Origin of the sequence: Paenibacillus anaericanus, assembly GCF_003994475.1 — a bacterium.
GTDB lineage: Bacteria > Bacillota > Bacilli > Paenibacillales > Paenibacillaceae > Fontibacillus > Fontibacillus anaericanus.
The window spans coordinates 1-18,726 of record NZ_RZNY01000020.1 but is presented as its reverse complement, the minus strand read 5'-3'; the positions used below and the strand labels follow the sequence as shown (position 1 = coordinate 18,726).

The 18,726-nt window shown below is 41.2% G+C and carries 8 protein-coding genes and 9 tRNA genes; 3 read left to right on the top strand and 14 right to left on the bottom strand.

Annotated elements, in window-relative coordinates; all coding sequences use genetic code 11:
* Positions 1-82 precede the first annotated feature (82 nt).
* The 4 genes from EJP82_RS20225 to EJP82_RS20210 all read right to left on the bottom strand — a co-directional run bounded on the left by EJP82_RS20225 (position 83) and on the right by EJP82_RS20210 (position 6,113).
* A complete protein-coding gene (locus EJP82_RS20225) occupies positions 83-1,480 on the bottom strand; it encodes a helix-turn-helix domain-containing protein (RefSeq protein WP_127193878.1) in 1,398 nt (465 codons plus the stop codon).
* Between the two features lie 507 nt (positions 1,481-1,987).
* Positions 1,988-3,985, bottom strand: coding sequence for a hypothetical protein (locus tag EJP82_RS20220; RefSeq protein ID WP_127193877.1), 1,998 nt, complete (start codon positions 3,983-3,985; stop codon positions 1,988-1,990).
* Positions 3,945-4,172: a hypothetical protein gene (locus EJP82_RS20215; RefSeq protein ID WP_127193876.1), complete on the bottom strand. Its 228-nt coding sequence runs from the start codon at positions 4,170-4,172 to the stop codon at positions 3,945-3,947. Before EJP82_RS20215 ends, EJP82_RS20220 begins: the two co-directional genes overlap by 41 nt.
* 201 nt (positions 4,173-4,373) lie before the next feature.
* The gene (locus tag EJP82_RS20210) at positions 4,374-6,113 is read right to left on the bottom strand and encodes an ABC transporter ATP-binding protein (RefSeq protein ID WP_127193875.1); all 1,740 of its coding nucleotides are present in this window, start codon (positions 6,111-6,113) and stop codon (positions 4,374-4,376) included.
* A 215-nt stretch (positions 6,114-6,328) separates the two neighbouring features.
* On the opposite strand from EJP82_RS20210, the gene EJP82_RS20205 reads away from it, so the two are divergent.
* The 3 genes from EJP82_RS20205 to EJP82_RS20195 all read left to right on the top strand — a co-directional run bounded on the left by EJP82_RS20205 (position 6,329) and on the right by EJP82_RS20195 (position 11,145).
* Complete coding sequence (locus EJP82_RS20205; protein ID WP_127193931.1) at positions 6,329-7,705, top strand: ABC transporter permease; 1,377 nt, start codon at positions 6,329-6,331, stop codon at positions 7,703-7,705.
* A gap of 13 nt (positions 7,706-7,718) precedes the next feature.
* Positions 7,719-9,200: an ABC transporter permease gene (locus EJP82_RS20200; RefSeq protein ID WP_127193874.1), complete on the top strand. Its 1,482-nt coding sequence runs from the start codon at positions 7,719-7,721 to the stop codon at positions 9,198-9,200.
* 118 nt (positions 9,201-9,318) lie between these two features.
* Positions 9,319-11,145, top strand: a complete 1,827-nt coding sequence (locus EJP82_RS20195) for an ABC transporter substrate-binding protein (RefSeq protein ID WP_127193873.1) — start codon at positions 9,319-9,321, stop codon at positions 11,143-11,145.
* A 172-nt stretch (positions 11,146-11,317) separates the two neighbouring features.
* Here the strand turns inward: EJP82_RS20195 and EJP82_RS20190 are convergent, their stop codons facing one another.
* The 10 genes from EJP82_RS20190 to EJP82_RS20145 all read right to left on the bottom strand — a co-directional run bounded on the left by EJP82_RS20190 (position 11,318) and on the right by EJP82_RS20145 (position 18,723).
* Positions 11,318-17,521: an S-layer homology domain-containing protein gene (locus EJP82_RS20190; RefSeq protein WP_127193872.1), complete on the bottom strand. Its 6,204-nt coding sequence runs from the start codon at positions 17,519-17,521 to the stop codon at positions 11,318-11,320.
* A gap of 252 nt (positions 17,522-17,773) precedes the next feature.
* Positions 17,774-17,852: transfer RNA gene (locus EJP82_RS20185), tRNA-Leu, on the bottom strand.
* Positions 17,853-17,902: 50 nt separating this feature from the next.
* Positions 17,903-17,979: transfer RNA gene (locus EJP82_RS20180), tRNA-Arg, on the bottom strand.
* Between the two features lie 7 nt (positions 17,980-17,986).
* Positions 17,987-18,061: transfer RNA gene (locus EJP82_RS20175), tRNA-Gly, on the bottom strand.
* Between the two features lie 17 nt (positions 18,062-18,078).
* Positions 18,079-18,154, bottom strand: a tRNA-Lys gene (locus tag EJP82_RS20170).
* A gap of 25 nt (positions 18,155-18,179) precedes the next feature.
* Positions 18,180-18,256: transfer RNA gene (locus tag EJP82_RS20165), tRNA-Asp, on the bottom strand.
* An 18-nt stretch (positions 18,257-18,274) separates the two neighbouring features.
* Positions 18,275-18,348: transfer RNA gene (locus tag EJP82_RS20160), tRNA-Met, on the bottom strand.
* 28 nt (positions 18,349-18,376) lie between these two features.
* A tRNA-Val gene (locus EJP82_RS20155) sits at positions 18,377-18,452 on the bottom strand.
* A gap of 9 nt (positions 18,453-18,461) precedes the next feature.
* Positions 18,462-18,536 (bottom strand) — tRNA-Glu (locus EJP82_RS20150).
* A 111-nt stretch (positions 18,537-18,647) separates the two neighbouring features.
* Positions 18,648-18,723: transfer RNA gene (locus EJP82_RS20145), tRNA-Asn, on the bottom strand.
* Positions 18,724-18,726: the final 3 nt, after the last annotated feature.

Sequence of the window (18,726 nt, the reverse complement as noted above, 5' to 3'; positions counted from 1 at the left end):
GATGACATTCTCTCCTGAACCTGAACCTGAACCTGATCCTAATCCTAAATTGGTAATCTGAAAGATAAATATAAATGAAAAACTAAACGTAACCAACAATAAAGCCATTTTTCTTCTCATTTCGACTTTGCACCTCTCTAATTAGATTTCGATATTCCCGTTGAGCCTCTAAGGATGCGGTATGTCTGAATTGCTCAAACAATCCAACACATCTGATAATACTTGACTCACTATTTATTTTAGCAGACGATTCCAATCCATCCAATATATACTTTATGCCTATTTCATATTTCCCCTTGGATAAATAATAGTAAGCTAGTTCAGCCATAAAAAAAGTATATCGATCTTCTATAACCCGCGGATTATAAGTTCCCACGTTTCCTAGTTGATCTCTATAATTAACTATTTCTTGTGTGAAATGTGATAGTATGTCATCGACATTAAATTGATACCAATTAGCAGCCTGAAGGATCTTAAATAATGCCGGGAGAATTTCTTCTTCCCGTTGGCTTATGTAAGTAACATACTCAGGCAATACCTTAATATCCCCCTTCATAAGCCTGTAAAGATAGGAATTAGCTTCGGCCCAATCTTTAAATTTACGTACTAACTGAAGCGCTTCCTGTGACTCCTCTTTGACCCAACTAAACTCTGAATACAAGGAAACATATTGTAAAGCTTTATCATATTCTTTGCGCTCATCGTATACAGCAGAACATAGTACGTGAGAGTATGAAATATAGGCAAATAAAGGAATAGTAGGCTCTTTGATAATTTCTATCTTTTTGGTATCTTCATATCTATGTTTGTATTGAATCTTCGCCTTATGCTCCATATCCTTAGCCAATTGCTCTACCTTATCCCATCGGCGTAAAGAGTTATATGTATTCGCTAAATCCTTTAATGCATCAAGCTGATCCACCTCATCCAGCCGATCAACATAACTTTCAAATTGCACTGCTGCTCGTAAATTTATTTCTTGATCATCGCATAGAGCAATACTAAATAGTCGGTATTGGCAAAGTGCCAAACGTTCTGAATGTTGATATTTTTCACTTTCAGCTACACTCTCATATAACAGCGCTGCTGCCTTACGGTTCCCTTGCTTGAACAAATCTTCTGCTGTATCGAATAATGCCGTAGCATAAGATAGATTATCCATCATCATTCCTACTACACGCTCAATACAGTCTATCTTGTCCAATTCCGCGCTACGATAAATTAACGGCCTGAGACGCCGCCAATTAAGCACAGGAAGGTTGAAGCACTCATCCACATATAAATCATAGAATCTACCTTCTGTTAGCCCCATGCCTGCTGTTATACGGTCTAATTGCAGCATAGAAATAGGACGATTTCCATTGATAATGCTACTGAGCGTTCCTGAATTCACCCCTGATGTCTCTGAAAACTGGTTAATCGTTATACCATTCCTCTTAAGATACTCTTCTAACTCTGCACGAATGGTCCTCTGATCCATAGCCAAAGCCACCTTCCACTATCTAATCCACAAACATTCAATTTCCTTTTCAATAATAATATGGCTAAATATTCCACAGGTCAATTATTTTATCTATGAAATGAGAAAAACAACCCAGCATCAATAAGTATCAAAGAACAGTCTTTACATCTAGCCGATTAGTACTATTATTCATATCACCCAACGATGACGTTATGTTGCTCCGTCCATCATATTCCGCTATGCTTCGATGGATGCGGTATGTTTATATTGCTTACCTAACACATCTGATTATACATTCATCACCACTTATACTAACACAATATCCCAAACTTTCTATAACCTCGAACACATTGTCTATCTCATATTTATGGCTTTAGTAGACATCCGAGATTAGTGAAGATAACAAAAAAACAGGACAATCATGGTGGTATCTGACCATAATTGCCCTGTTTTTTATTTTACTTAATAGAGTTACTTAAGTATACATTTCACTAATTACTGCGGGTATTAGTTTTAAAAAAAGATTTATGTGTTTGGTATACCTGTTACAACAGTTGCACCATCCCCTACAATAATAAATTTGCTTCCATCCCAAATAACTTTTTGTAAGCTGCTTTTTGTAGGGAGTTTAACCATCGACCAATTAGTACCATTCGTTGACATCCATAGGACACTGTCTCCATAGCTCTCACTTTTGGAACTTTCAGATAGTTCACTTGTGGCTAGAATCAGTTTTCCATTTGTAGCGATGGAAGTTACATTTTTTATATTAATTTTTTCTTCCTCTATTCTTAATTGATTTCCTTTAGTCCACTTTATGCCATCAACGGACGTATAAATTTGCTCGCCATTAAAATCAATATATTTGCCAAAGGCTGAAATCGTAGCTTCATTTTTCCCTTTATAATTTGTCTTTTTCCACGTTTGGCCGCCGTCGGTGGAAATTTCGTAGTTATAAAATTCTTTATACATAAGTTCATCTAGCTGTTCTCTTTCAGTTACAAACGGTATGCCTAATTGCGTTTTACCGTTCGTGAGTATCAATTGATGTAGTTTTTTATTCGTTGTATCTTGTGAAAATTCAGCAACGCCTTGTTCAACTGAATCGAGGTTTACTTGCCAGAATTCATTTACAACTTCTTTATTGGATTGGAATATACCTACAAAAGTATTATTGATAATAGAATAACCCTTAAAATTCTTATAGACTCCATCTGGAAGGTCGATATTCTTACTCTGTCCTTCTTTGCTTGAATAACGCAGTCCATCAGCTGAAAAAAGGCTTCCTTTATCTATAATCCAAAAAGTACCATTAGATCCTATAACATCAAAATTGAATTTATTACTATAATTCTCAAAGAAAGAGTCTTGGTTCATGGATGAATTCCAGCTTAACCCATCATAAGATTCGATAATGGAATTTAAATTCCCAACTGCCATATAACGCCCATTCGTATATGCAATGCTGTTCAAGTTACCTGAAAAAGGAGATTTTTTTTCAATCCAAGACTTTAAATCATTGGATGTATAAATTGAACCGAATTCACCTACGGCAACGGCGTTTGAACCATCCCAGTATATTGACTTATTATTGATGCCAAATGTCATCGATCCGTAGTACAACAGTTCATTTCCTGCGGAGTTAAGCGCATAAATGGCATTGGTATGACTGTTGATTGCAATAAATTGCTGACCGTTCCAAATTATTTTATTCAACGAACTGATCGATTTTTGTAAATATGCATCTGATTTAACGCCATCAGCAGTTTTTATTTCTTTTATTTTCGATTCAGTCCAATTGATTCCATTCGTTGAGGTGAAGATCTGCGCCTTTTCTTCTTTAAGGAGATAGTGGGATTGTTGTCCTGTTATCGTAACAAACATCTTTCCATTATACGCAATGTCCAAAATGTCAGGGTCTTTAAGATAAGTATATTCTTTGTTATTTAATGTCCAGCTTGAACGGTTCCATTTCAGTAAATCTTTCGAAACACGAACTCCTGTATAATTAGGATCACCTTCGCTAAGTCCTCCTGGGAAGATAAAGTACTGATTATTAGCAATAACTATTTTAAAACTAGATCCATAGGTACCTTCAATTCTTCTCGCGGTCCATTTAACTCCATCTGTTGAAGAAAGGAGCATTGCAGGATTGATCGTAGAAAAATACTCTTCAAACTTTACTTTTGCTATAAGGGCGCCAACGGCAATGAACTTGTTGCCATCCCATATTACATCGCTAAGCACTAGATCCGATTGTTTCAATGCTCTATTGGGATTTCCTTTATACCTTTTACTTCGCAAATCTTCTTTGACCAATTCTCCTTCTTTGATATTTATACTTATAGAAGAACTTGTCCATGCTTGCCCATCATTCGAAGAAATGAGGGATCCATGACTACCCACAGCGACAAATTTCGATCCATTCGTCGTGATCGCATTGAAATCTCCAACTGCTGAAGAAGTTCTACGCGTCCAGTCATCAAGGTTTGTTGATGAGAAAAATAGCACCATCGTCACCAACGGTTACATAAGTTCCTTGTTTGTTTTTGATGACATCACGCAAATGAGTAGATTGAATTTCTTTGTTGACACTCCATGTAATGGGTTGTTCCAGCTGTGATGCTGCATAGGTGGTATGATTGGTGGGAAGAACTAGAAGGGAGAACAGGCCCAATAATAAAAATGTATTCCGTTTGAGAACATTCATTTAATAATCTCCATTTCTTAATGTAATGGTTAATAAAAGGATTTTGATAAATATATTCGACATACCCCTATATTTTCCTACAAATGATATAAAAAGGTTAAATGAAACTATATATGTAGCAAAAAAAACGATTGCTCCCCAATAGAATACTGGAGAGCAATCGTTATATTCTTCATTATACTTTTACGCTTTGCCTATAACCTACCCCGTAGGCATCGCTACCCAATGTCCTCGTGATACTTCTACCAATTGAGAATGATCCACTTGATATTTATCCTCTTCTGAATATTCATCCTGAAGAATTCTTTTCTTCTGAGCTTCAATCTTCGGATCAGGAACAGGAATCGCGTTAAATAATGACTTCGTATATTCATGCTGAGGATTGGCGTATAACTCTTCACTCTCTGCGAGTTCCACGATTTTCCCCATATACATCACGGCTACACGATCGCTAATATGCTTAACCATAGAAAGATCATGAGCAATGAATAAATACGTGAGACCTAGACGATGCTGAAGTTCCTCTAACAACTTAACGACTTGAGATTGAATCGATACATCAAGCGCAGAGAGTGGCTCATCACATACGATAAATTTCGGTTCTACTGCAAGCGCGCGGGCAATACCAATTCTTTGCCGTTGTCCCCCCGAGAACTCATGCGGATAACGCAGAGCAAAAGCCGGATCAAGTCCTACCATATCGAGCAGCTCCTCTACCCTCTTCCTCCGTTCTCCTGGGCTCCCAGTTAGTTTATGAACATCAAGAGATTCACCGATAATATCCAGCACTTTAAGACGAGGATTTAACGAAGCATATGGATCCTGGAAGATCATTTGCATATGCCGACGCATGGTTTTCATCTCCGACTTAGATAATCGGTTAACCGCCATGCCCTGATAGAGCACTTCCCCGCCCGTCGGTTGATGCAGACGCAAAATAGCACGACCCGTAGTTGATTTACCACTACCTGATTCACCTACGAGCCCCAGCGTTTCTCCCTCACGAATTTGAAAACTGATGTCATTAACAGCTTTCAATACATTGCCTTTTCCCATATCAAAATGTTGTCTGAGTGACTTCACCTCAAGTAGCGGGCGTGAGTTGTTCGAATTTGTAAGAATCAAAGGTGCTGGCTTTACCTTCTTCTTCTCGTTCAATCGTGGTAGAGCATTTAACAACTTCAAAGTATAAGGATGCTTAGGATTCTCAAATATCTCTTCCGTTGTTCCACTCTCCACAATAACTCCGTCTTTCATGACCGCCACACGATCACACATCCCCGCGACAACTCCCAAATCATGCGTGATTAATATGATCGAAGTTCCAAAACGCTCCTGCATATTCTTCATTAAATTCAATATTTGGGCTTGAATCGTAACATCAAGCGCAGTGGTAGGCTCGTCAGCGATTAGTAGAGCAGGACGACATGCAAGAGCTATAGCAATCATTACACGTTGTCGCATCCCACCAGAGAATTCATGGGGATATTGATCGTACCTGAACTCACTATTGCGAATTCCCACGAGTTTAAGCATCTCGATTGCTTGTTTCTTCGCTTCCTTCTTAGATAATTTCTGATGCTTGATCAAGCTCTCCGCAATTTGATTCCCTATTTTAATAGTCGGATTTAAAGAGGTCATTGGGTCCTGAAAAATCATTCCGATATCTCGGCCGCGAATACTCTCCATTTCCTTCTCAGAATACTCAGCTAGATTCTTTCCAAGAAAGATAATCTCTCCGTCTTTCATATAGGATGGTGGGGATGGTAACAATCGCATAATGGAGCGCGCAGTTACACTTTTCCCACTACCAGATTCACCAACGATTCCAAGTGTTTCTCCCTTTCTTACCTCAAAGCTAACGCCGCGTACGGCCTCAACCTCATGATCACGAGTCTGAAAGGATACAGTTAAATCTTTTACTTGTAGTATAGTTTCCATCGTTATCACACCTGCCCGTTGTACGATTTCTATTAATCAATAATGACGAATGTCTTGACATAAAAAATATCCTCCTCTAATATATACTATATTGATCGGAATAATGCAATTTAAAACAGCGAGGAGGAAAGAGCACCTTGGAAGTTGCAAAGGTAACACCAGCACAAACGAGTGGATCACATCTCAGCAGAAACATAAGTAACACATATGCCAAAATGCTATTGAATCCTTCCTATAAGTATTTCTTGCTTCTATTGGGAGCTCCAATAAATCTCGTTGTTCTGTTCTTTTACTTATATCGGAGAAAAAAAGACACTTACTACTCCCTCCTAGATGAGACAAGAAACGAACTTCTCGAGTCAGGATATAAAGATAAGTTAGAGGTAGAGACACTAGAGCAGTTACAACGAAAACATCAATTTTTTGGACAAATACGGAGTCAGGAGAAAACGGAACGCCAGGCTAAAAAAATGACAGAAGCTATGTTCCAAGAGAAGATAGATGAAGTAACTAATCGTAAACTGCAGCTAAACCAGCAGCGTAGGTTGAACTTCTCCGGTACTTTTGAATCATTAATTAATCATCCGTCATTTTTAATCATTTCATTTATTCCCGGAATTCTCATGTATATCCTGATATTTTTGTATAGCAGGCCTTACCTGAAATATGTGTTTGAAAGACTAGTAATGACCTTATTCGTAATATTGGGCGTATCGGTTCTAGTATTTACAATTTTGCATCTATCGCCGATGAACCCTGCTGCGAACATTCTTGGCCAAACGGCTACTGACGAGCAAATAGCAAACTTCAATAAAATATATGGACTCGATCAGTCCTATCTAGCTCAATTGTGGAACAACTTGAAGGGAATCTTCACTTTCGATTTGGGCAAATCGTTCGCCGGCAATGAAGAAGTCACGACAACCATCGCCAGGAAGTTTCCAATAACGCTTACTTTAACCGTCATCTCGTTAATCATGGCCATGTTGATCGCCATACCCGTTGGGATTATTTCGGCGACCAAACGTAATTCTTTTTGGGACTATACATTTATGTTTATCGCACTGATCGGTTTATCTATACCTAGCTTCTGGCAAGGGCTCATCTTTATACTGAATTTCTCAATTAAGCTGCATTGGTTACCCGCTACCTTTAATCCGCAAAACTGGCTCTCCATTATTATGCCAACCATCGTTTTGGGAACTGGACTTACGGCGTCGGTTGCTAGGATGACGCGATCATCCATGTTAGAAGTCATCAATGAAGACTACATTATTACTGCCACAGCCAAAGGTCTTAGCAAACGTCAAGTTTTACTGAAGCACGCAATCCGTAATGCCATTATCCCGATCATCACCGTTATCGGCTTACAATTCGGTGGTATGCTGGGTGGTTCGGCCGTGACGGAGAAGGTCTTCAACATAAGCGGACTTGGTAGCTATATCGTAGACAAACAATTTATACCCGATATTCCAAGCATTATGGGCGGAGTTATCTATACCGCAATTACGATTTCAATAATCAATGTCATTATCGATGTTCTATACGCATTTTTCGATCCAAGAATTAGAACCAAGATGAAACAATACTAAAGCAGGTGTAGATATGATCAAGACAAACTTAAAAACTTCTCAGGAATACAGTAAGGCCTTCTTTGCGTGGGTTGTCTCTCTGGCCTTGTCTGTTATTCTACTGCTAAGTAGCTATGATTTCTCTGCTAATGCAGTTAAGCCTTATGTATTTCTCGCTTTTTCAGCATATGCATTGTTCACTATAACACAGTTTTTTTTAACCCTAAAGATCAGAAGAGATATTCTTCGTCACGGAGATATTGCAAGGTCTACACGATCCCTTGGTTATGTTCAATTGCTAAGCATTCTAACAGGAAACTTGTTTATTGTTACTTCGGCATTCCATCTGGTCAAAAGACAAAAAAATCCCGAATATACTTTAGCCGTTTATACACTTCTTACTGGGATATTTGTGATTGCCGTATCTGCACTCAATTTGTTTAAACCTTATGTCTCAGACACTTTTTTACCATCCATGTTCAGTTTAGTGATTATCACGATATTTCACTTCATAGCTTTATTGCTTGTAGCCAAATATGTACAAGGCAATAAGGTTGCACCTTTCATGATATGGATTGCTTGTTTACTTATTCTAACCTCAATTACCGGTAATATCTTTGCATTATTGCTTGGACTGAATTTACTCTTTAAAATCCGTAACAACGGAAATCCAGCTACAGCAAAATGGGAAAGTATTTGGGAGAAGCTCACCCAGAATACAACGGCAATGATTGGCCTGTTCTTTATTATCTTTCTATTCTCTATATCCGTTTGTAGCCTTCTTACCTTTGATTACGCCATGGCCACCGAGAACAATTATGGAGCCATACTTTTGCACCCTAGCTTAGCTTATCCACTCGGAACAGATAACTTTGGCCGATGCTTATTTTCACGTATCGTATTTGGAGCACGTACTTCCTTAATTGTCGGAATCGTCTCTACTGCTATTCCCGTCGTGATCGGAGGAATCCTTGGGGCGGTATCTGGATATTACGGACGTCATACTGACAACATCATCATGCGGTTTCTAGATATACTATACGCCGTTCCAGGCATTCTGTTAGCTATAGCTATTATTGCCGCTTTTGGGGCTAACACAGTCAACCTGATCGTGGCACTGAGCGTTGGTGCTATCCCTACCTATGCGAGAACGATGAGAGCTAATGTGCTGCTGGTTTCTACCTTTGAATATGTTGATGCCGCTAGGGCATTCGGTTCAAGAGACTCCGCGATAATTTTCAAACACATTGTTCCAAATTCACTCGCTCCGATGATCGTCAAGTCGACCTTAACGATAGGTGCCGCCGTAATTTCTACGAGTAGTCTTAGTTTCCTTGGCCTTGGGGTCGAGCCTCATATCCCAGAGTGGGGGAACATTCTGAAGCTCGGAAGCACTTATCTGGAAACTCATTCTTATATGGCCATCTACCCGGGTCTAGCAATAATCGCTCTGGTCCTATCTTTTAACTTTCTTGGTGATGGTCTTCGGGATGCTCTAGATCCCAAATTAGGTTAGTTCTACTGCTTAACGGTTAGCTTTCATTCTACCTTTGCCGATGCGGGTCTTCTAGATCGTAAAAGTAAGCAAAGAATGAATTCATTATAAAAATATAAGATTTTGGGAGGAACCAATCATGAAAAAAAGTTCTTTGCTTGTTCTATTACTTACCTTTGTCCTAGTGGCAAGTGGATGCTCCGTGAAGACAAAAACGGATGTAGCAGATAAAACGAATGAACCGGCTCCAACAGAAACCGTTACAGATCAATCCCCTGTTGATATTGAACTATTGGGAATGAGTGCAAGTGAATCAGATCTTAATATTATCCGAGACCAACTAACCAAAAATGGTTTTAATGTTAAATTGAATATCCAGCCAGATTACGGTAGTTTCAAAGCTCAAGAAGATGCAGGTAACTTTGATATTGCCCATTCCGGATGGACAACAGTAACTGGTAATCCCGATTACGCTGTAAGATCGCTCTTCAAAACAGGCGGTGACTACAGTATTCTAGCCGATTCTGAGATCGACAACTTGATCGATCAAGCTGCAACAGAAAGCCCAGAAAAGTACACAGAAACGTACAAACAATTGGAGCAACGTCTTGTTTTCGACAAAGCCTACATTGCCCCACTTTATATTTCTTTGAAAAGCCAAGCTGTGAATAAAGACATCCTCAATGTCGATTCGGTTAGACTTTCTAAATCCCGCGCACTTGCTTGGGAGGACATTGACTTTAATGATACGTCCAAACGGAATACAGATCCGCTTATTTTGACTCAAGCTGCTTCTGTTCTAACTTCCTTGGACCCAATTAAGGGCAATGACGGATCTATTAACCAACTCAATACCAATATGTATGTGCGTTTAATTAATCTTACGGATGATGACAAAATCACTTCCGATGGCTCCCTATCCTATAATCACACTATTGCTGAAGGAAACTCAGAATACTACTTTATTCTCAGAGACGACATCAACTTCGCCAAAATTGACAATAAAAAAGCTGTAGATACTGGCGAGCGCGTAGGTGCTGATGACGTTATATTCTCACTCGATAGAGCTAAAGATAAAAACTCAGTACCCGATCACCGGACATACAGTCTGCACGAGCATATTAAAACAGTCGAACTTGTAACTGATATCGCATCTTTAGACGGAATCAAACAATCCTCCGGTAGTGGAACTATCAAGGAAGCCCTCGAAGCGGGGTTAGATACGAAGATAAACGAACTAGTAACTGACAAGACCCAAGCTGACAACAAGGCGGGTAAATATCAGGTTGTTAAATTGACAACGACCGAACCTTTCCCACAAGTTCTTAACTATTTGGCTCACCAATCTGCAGGCATTGTATCCAAAAAACAAGTAGAAAGCATTAATACGTATGATGTTGCTACGTTCGACGTTAACAAAGATATTCCATACGGCGATCAAAATACGATAACTGAAGGTAAGCAATACAACAATACTTTATATGCCAGCGGTCCATACATCTTATCTTCAAAGAATGATTATGAAGGTATTTTCTTAAAAAACCCAGGCTACCGTAAAGGCACTTCAGATGAAGCAAACATTTCAACGGTGAAGGTACGCTTCATTGCAGATGCGGATAGTGCACTCTCTGCGCTACGTAGTAGTGAAATCCACCTATACTATGGCGTTCCAGAAACAAAGTACGAAACAATCCAAAGCGACAGCAAACTGAAGCTACAAAGTATTGAAAGTAATGCTGTCTCTTACCTACTCTTCAACACGAGCAACCGTGATGTTGCCAAGAGTGAGGATCTAAGAAAAGCGGTACTTTATTCAATCAATCAAGATGAGATCCTACAATTCTATAACAACAACAAGATCAAAGCTGTATCCACCGTCAGCCCATTAGTCAAAACCGGCAACGAAGTTGTAGCCGATCCAGCTAAAGTGAAAGAGTTCTTAGATAAGTATAAAGCTTCGAAATAATCATGAAGTAAACGAAAAGTCCTTGGAACTCTGATAACAGAGATCAAGGACTTTTCTCATTGTCCACATTAGCTAGTGGGATAGAGGCTACGATCGTCAGAATAATACCCCAACAATTGCATGAAAAGGTGGGTCAATCTGGATCCCCCACCTTCTCATCCTACTATTTGACTTAGTTTTGTAATAATCGATTCACAAGGATAGCCGCTTCCGCACGAGTTGAAATTCCATCTGGTACAAATCGTCCTGGCTCACGTCCGCTGATCAATTGCAGTGCAGCCGCTGCTCTGACGTACTCCATCGCCCATGAAGATATTTTCGCCTCATCTTTAAAAAACCAATTTTCGGTTCCATGATTTGAGGTGCCATAAATTACGGCATATGCTCTCATGATCATCGTTACCATTTCTTCTCGCGTAATTTGCCCATTCGGATCGAATAAACCCTCGCTCTTGCCCTTAACGATTCCAGCATTGACTGCTTTAGAAACGACATCGGTATACCAAGCACCGCTTGCTACATCGGCGAACACCCGATCTCCTTGTGCCGTCAAGTTCAACGCTTTGACGAGCATCGCTGTAAATTCAGCTCTGGTAACTGTGCGCATCGGCTCGAATGTGGTTTCACTTGTTCCGTTGATTATGTTCTTCGATGCTAATTGTTGAATGGCATCCTCAGCCCAGTGTTGGGATGGAACATCAATGAATGTTTTTCTAAATTCAATAACTGCATATTTACTAAAATGATGAATTTCGGCTACCATCTCTCCGTTCTCATACCGTCCACCGATATATTCCAGCGTTCCATCATCGGTAATATAGTAGATAGCGGTCAGTTTTAAATTCATGGATGGATCTACTTTAATTCGGATAGTAAGAGGTTCGTCGAACTTCGTCAGTGAGATCGCCTTACCGTCCGATGTCACAATAGATAAGCTGAAATTAATCACTGTACCAGAAACCTTCAATTTCGCATTACTGGAAGCAGATCCTTTGTCAAGCAGTACCTGTGATTCTGAACTGGTTAGCGGAACAGCATTCAGAATAATTCGGCTACCTGGCAATTCTTCCTGCTTCAATTCATTCTTAAGCTCTTGCAATAATTTAGAAGGTACGGTCAACGTCCATTGACCCATTTGAATTTCCAGAGGATTATTACCAATCAGATCAGTTAAATTCACTGGCAATTCAACTTGCTTAAACTTGTCAGGAACCTGGATTATAATGATTCCGTTTGATGATGGGTTGGAAATATCCCCCGGCTTCACGACATAGCTATCCGGATTAGTCACCGGAGAGACCGTTCCGTTATTACCGTTGTCTCCGTTGCCGGTACTGCCATTGTTGCCGTTATTGCCATTATCACTACCTTGTTCGCTCAACTTGAACGTAACAGACATCGTGTGATTACCCGTAACGTTCGTGAATACGTACATCCCTCCGCTAACGGTTACCTTGTGACCATCTACCGTTACCTTATTAACCTCATAACCGGTATCCGGCGTTATCATGAAGGATGCATTGTCACCTTCGGTAACCGAGATACTTCCACTTGGACTAATCGTTCCATGATTGCCCGCACTTGCTACGATAGTGTAAGTTGTTACAGGCTCCCTTTGTCCCTTGAACGTAACGGAAATCGAGTGATTCCTAGTAACATTCTTGAATTCGTACGTCGCTCCGGTAACGCTCACCGCTTCATCATCTACCGTTATTTGGTCAACCTCATAATTGGTATCTGGCGTTAACAAGAAGATAGCATTATCACCTTCCCTTACAGAAATGCTTCCGCTCGGACTAATCGTTCCGTGCTCCCCCGCACTTGCTGCGATGCTGTAAGTCGTTACGGGCTCCGTTTGCTCCTTGAACGTAACGGAAATCGAATGATTTCTCATAATGTTCATAAATACGTATGTCGCTCCTGTAACGGTCGTTACTTCATCATCTACCGTTATTTGGTCAATCTCATAATTGACATCTGGTGTTAACAAGAAGTTAGCATTATCACCTTCTGATACTGTAATGCTTCCACTCGGGCTAATGGTTCCGTTGCTGCCTGCGTTTGCGGTGATAACATACACACCCGGAACCGCTGGAACATTAACCAATAATGGCTCTGTGTATGCCGTTGTTCCGTCTACTGTATTAGTTACCGACAGAACAAGTTGTACAGCCGTATTTTTGCTGGGAACGTTAATCGTTCCATTCGTCGAAATTATCGATGGTTTATCAGAAGATTTGATCGCTACAGTAAATCCTTCTGGTACGGCTGGAAGCGTCAACAAGATTGCATTCGCCTCAGGCGAAAGAATGAAATCGATATCCTCAGCAACCCGTTCAGTTCCACCCGGTGTATACTGCAAAGTCTTAACCATGTTAGTATACATCTGCAGATCAGCAACGTTAGCACGCGTTGTATCCGCCCCCATCCAACGGTAGTAACGATATGCCGTTTGGTTATCAAATGCGAGGGTGATCCATTCAGTTGAAGCTGGTTGTTCGATATTCACATACAAGTCGACGTAGTTGCCGCTTAATGAATTTGAACCCTGGAATTTTGCATCTTTAATTCGACTCAACTGGTTATTACGCGGGTAGAACTTCAACATGTTAATTACTTTGGCGCTACCAAAGTCCCAACCGACGTATGCTTCGCTATTGTTGTGTTCATAGAACGTCGTTAGATTTCCATCAAAAACGTTCGTTGGGGGATAGTTCCCCCCAGCAATCGATCCAAAAGCTACTCCGTTCCCATTACCATTCAATGTCAAATTGGTTAAATTCTCAATTGCATTGATTTTCACGGTTAATTTCTCCTCAGAGGAACCGGATTGCGCATTTACGATATAAGTCCCGTTATCCGTAAAGGAAATCTGTCCACGACTATTAACTTTAGCGGTCGTGGTCGCTGTGCCATCCACATTCTTCACTGTCCAGGTAGGATTGGAAAGCTGTGTTTGCAACAGCAAAACATTAGTACCATAGAATGAGACAGATCGGGATGACATACTTACATTAGGTATTAGATTAGTTGTTGGCACAATAGCGGGAACGATAACCGGTAACCCATTCACTGTCGTGTCTACTGCTAAATTGTCGTATAATCTTTTGACCGATAATACGAGATTTACAGTTGTAACTGTTGGCTGTGGTGTTATCTTTCCATCCAATCCAATAACATCTGGTTTATCCGAGCTCTTAATCGATATACCAAAGCCTGCTGGAACCTTTGGAAGGGTCAAGTAAGAATCTCCTTCCTTTGGTGCTTGTATAGCCTTGATAGCGGATGCCACTTCCTCAGGCGTTATGGCGGGTAAAGTTGCCGAAAAGATGGATACCCCTTGTCCAGCCTCAAGCGATAAATTTACACTGTTGTTCGTAACCGACTTACTTTCAATCAAATCAAGTCCATTGAGACCGATTGCGTATACATCTACAGCCTGCGTACCCGTCCAATCGTCAGGCAGAACCCACGTTTTATTCGTATATCCGTTACCGCTGTATGCGATGATTTCCTTCTTAATATTCTCGTTCCATAACACTGGGATGAACACGTCATTTCCCTGGCGGAGGAACCGGTCTCCTTGTTTGATAACTGGAACGCTACTAACATTGGAACTGGTCACATTATTGGAAAATGTAACGACTCCACCAGAATCCGACAGTCGTTCAAGTCGGTTCAAGTAATACCAAGGGAGTGTATTCAAAGCGAAATCACCAAGATATCCAGTTAGATTATTGGGATCGACCTTGATTCTGCCTTCCCCTAACATACTTTGTCCGAATCGTACATCTCCGCTATCTCCTCCGACATACAAGGAAGAAGGGACTTTAAGCTGTTCCGATGCACTGAAGCGGACGTGCCAAGCCATTGGCTGTAAGCCGATCAGTGGATCAACACGATAGTTTTTGTCAAACTCGCTTGTGACATCAACGCCTTTTGAATTCCAATATCGGATCACCTTTTTGACTGTCTCCGCTTCTTGCTGAGAGGTTATTCCGTGATAGGGACTAATAAATCCGGCCTCTTTATTGGGGATATTCTGATGTAAGGCATCAATATGAATTGTACCTGCTTCAGAAATCGGCAACAATTCCAACAATTGATCGATACGCTGGGTGGTCAGTCCTTCATCCCACTCGCGAGTATAGCTGATAGGATAACCCCATACGTAAGTGCGCAAGCTTCCGTCCAATTCCTTAGCAATGACATCATGGTCTAGATAAGTCTGCCATAGCGGGCTGCTATCGGCGGCATCCAGCATATTAATATGCAAGCTAACCGTCGTATTATACTTGCGTGCCTCCTTCATCAACCATATCAAACTGTCTTCCGCTTTCTCGTCCTGAGGACGTTTCAATTTCGGATTAACAACGTTGAGAGCAGGATAACCCGTATCATGGCCGTTGAACTGCCATCCGACTAGATAAACAATCTTCGGAATGCCTCTTGTCAACTGGTCTGCTTTCTTAATAACTTCCATTCCTTGTTCAAAGTTTAAACTTACGTTTCCGTTATTCGCTGCCATAAACATCTTGGTTACTAGCGTTTGATTATACGGATGAACGGACTGACGATCTGCCTTAAAAAGGACCGTTAGATCCACCGTTGCCATCTTAGTCGTTCCGTTCAGCGTAACAGTAGCTGTAACAACAGCTTGACCTGCGGACGTCAGCTTCGTTCCTCCGCGAGCTTCTGCAGCTCCTGATTCTAACTTCGTAATGGAAGAGATCACATTAGAATTGCTAGTGGAATATTGAATTGTCGCCTGGCTCATATCTGCAGGAGAACCGTTCTCAAGAGTGCCACTTAATTGTAGAACGGCCTTGCCGTCCAGATTAAGTGTGGATTTATCGGTTGTTAGCTGCAAAGTCTTAAGAGATAGACTCGGATCTCTTACGACTAAAGCAAGGAAACTCGATAACGCCTGATTCAAGTCTGTAGTCTCGGAATCAACCTGGGCTTGGGTTGTACTTGTATTAGCATACAACGTTTCAGCAGAAGTGATGGCTGCTTGCAATGCCGATCTAGAACCGGCTGGATATTGCCCTATTTCCGTGCCTTCCTGCGAATTTGCATAAGTCGATCTGGCCGTGTCGAGCACTCTCAGTAAATTTGATTTGTCCACAACTACGACGTCAGGTAGTGGTGGAACCGTTACAAGAATTTGTGCTGTATTTGCTTTGCTTCCGCTCGCTACGTGGGTTACCTCATAGACAAGCGTAACATTTGTAGTAGTATCGAATACAGGGAAAATCTGACTGTCTAGAGGTATAACCGCTTCATTCGATGAGGTCAGGATTTTTATTGTAAATCCTTCAGGAACAACCGGAAGTGGTAAAATAGTTTGTCCTCTAATAGGCTGCGACACACTCTTGATGCCATCCGCAACAACTTGTGCAGTCCTATCTGCTGGAACATTAACGGTAATATTTGCAGTATCCGCTTGCGTTCCATCTGATTCCTTCGTAACAGTAAGAATCAAGTTCACATTAGTAATTGTATTCGCCGGCTTGATAGAACCATCTGTATGGATCACGTCGGGCTTATCTGAGCTCTTGATTGCGATCGTATATCCAGTAGGCACTGATGGTAGTTTTAGAGAAGTCGCGCCTTCAACAGGGTTCTCCATCGACACAACTGTATCGGCTACCTCTGCCGCTGTATCTGACTTCTTCACAACGCGCGCCATTGCCCAATTGCCATCCTTACTCTTAATTTCAAGACTTGTCATTCGTAATGTAAGCTTGTTCACATTAGAAATATCAATATCGATGTTTAAATTCTTAGCGGTACCATCCGCTTTGGTGTTCATCCCCTCTGGAACTTGAGTATTACTATCCCAAAGAACAATATCGTTATCTCCAAGCACTTGAAATTGCAGTTTGGTCGGTAAATCCTTATTTGTATAAGTATAGGCATCAGGACCGACAATAGCTTTGAACCTAGAATATTTCTGGTTCAAAGTATACGCGATCGAGATCATCCCATCTAGAGCAGTCGAACCATTTATCCAGATTCCCTTCGGGAAATACGTAGCTCTGCTAGCAACAGCTGGGGTTCCTGAATAAGTTTCTAACCCACCTAATTCCTCCAGTGCAATGAGATCGGTTGCGGATTTTGCACCCCTATCAAAGTTAACAGTTCCTCCCACTGAAATCTTGTTAACGACATAAGGAATGCCATTTGCATTACCAGTCGACAAACCAGTTTGAACGGTCGTCGTAATACCGTTACTTAAATACACTTCTGTTACAGGATTCACATCTGGTTGGGTAATGGCAGCTAATGCCTCCCCAGAATCTAAAAAAACTGACGTGGATATCAGTATTGCAGCTAACCCACCAGATACCCACTTTTTCACGGATAATTTCATCCATGTACCCCCTTATATAATATTTTATATTGAAAGCGCTTTAATTATATTTTATCATTCGTTATTTGGATGTATAATGCTACAAATCTACAATGAGAGCGTTGTTTTCTACACTACATCCTGTCATCACATGTTTTATATAGCTCTCCATGTGATTTTACTTCTGTTACTCCTTGAAAGTATGAAATATATACAAAGAGAAAAGGGTTATAAAATCGCTTAGATAAGCAACTTTATAACCCTTTTCATGTATACCGGCGAGAGGACTCGAACCTCCACGGTTTCCCTCTCGATTTTGAGTCGAGCGCGTCTGCCATTCCGCCACGCCGGCATATAAAACATATTTTCTTGTTAGTTCTTCTTAATCCTTAGAAGAAATAATGGCGCGCCCTGAGAGATTCGAACTCCCGGCCTTTTGATTCGTAGTCAAACGCTCTATCCAGCTGAGCTAAGGGCGCAAATATATGGAGCGGACGACGGGAATCGAACCCGCGACCCTCGCCTTGGCAAGGCGATGCTCTACCGCTGAGCCACGTCCGCAACAATAAATAATAACATGGTGAGCCATGAAGGACTCGAACCTTCGACACCCTGATTAAAAGTCAGGTGCTCTACCAACTGAGCTAATGGCTCTTAAACAGAGATGAAACAAATTAAATGGCGGAGCCGACGGGATTCGAACCCGCGGTCTCCTGCGTGACAGGCAGGCATGTTAGGCCTCTACACCACGGCTCCACACTTAAAGTATTGCAATTGCGGGGGCAGGATTTGAACCTGCGGCCTTCGGGTTATGAGCCCGACGAGCTACCGAGCTGCTCCACCCCGCGTCAATTAAAAAGTATTCATTTGTTTCAATGGTGGAGGCTGAGGGGTTCGAACCCCCGACCCTCTGCTTGTAAGGCAGATGCTCTCCCAGCTGAGCTAAGCCTCCGTATATAGATGGTGACCCGTAGGGGAATCGAACCCCTGTTACCTCCGTGAAAGGGAGGTGTCTTAACCGCTTGACCAACGGGCCACAATGAAATCCAAGTTGATGAGAGAAAGGTACTTAATACCCTCAAGGTGCTTGTATCACCTACATAATTTACAATCATGTTCTTTCAGCCAACTCGATAATTTTTGAAAATGGCTCCCCGAACAGGACTCGAACCTGTGACAACTCGATTAACAGTCGAGTGCTCTACCAACTGAGCTATCAGGGAATA

What these genes read in the sequence shown, in the direction of transcription:
- EJP82_RS20200 (WP_127193874.1), top strand. Translation starts at nt 7,719, where the DNA reads ATGATCAAGACAAACTTAAAAACTTCTCAGGAATACAGTAAGGCCTTC.
- EJP82_RS20190 (WP_127193872.1), bottom strand. Translation starts at nt 17,521, where the DNA reads ATGAAATTATCCGTGAAAAAGTGGGTATCTGGTGGGTTAGCTGCAATA.
- EJP82_RS20210 (WP_127193875.1), bottom strand. Translation starts at nt 6,113, where the DNA reads ATGGAAACTATACTACAAGTAAAAGATTTAACTGTATCCTTTCAGACT.
- EJP82_RS20225 (WP_127193878.1), bottom strand. Translation starts at nt 1,480, where the DNA reads ATGGATCAGAGGACCATTCGTGCAGAGTTAGAAGAGTATCTTAAGAGG.
- EJP82_RS20195 (WP_127193873.1), top strand. Translation starts at nt 9,319, where the DNA reads ATGAAAAAAAGTTCTTTGCTTGTTCTATTACTTACCTTTGTCCTAGTG.
- EJP82_RS20205 (WP_127193931.1), top strand. Translation starts at nt 6,329, where the DNA reads ATGCTATTGAATCCTTCCTATAAGTATTTCTTGCTTCTATTGGGAGCT.
- EJP82_RS20215 (WP_127193876.1), bottom strand. Translation starts at nt 4,172, where the DNA reads ATGAATGTTCTCAAACGGAATACATTTTTATTATTGGGCCTGTTCTCC.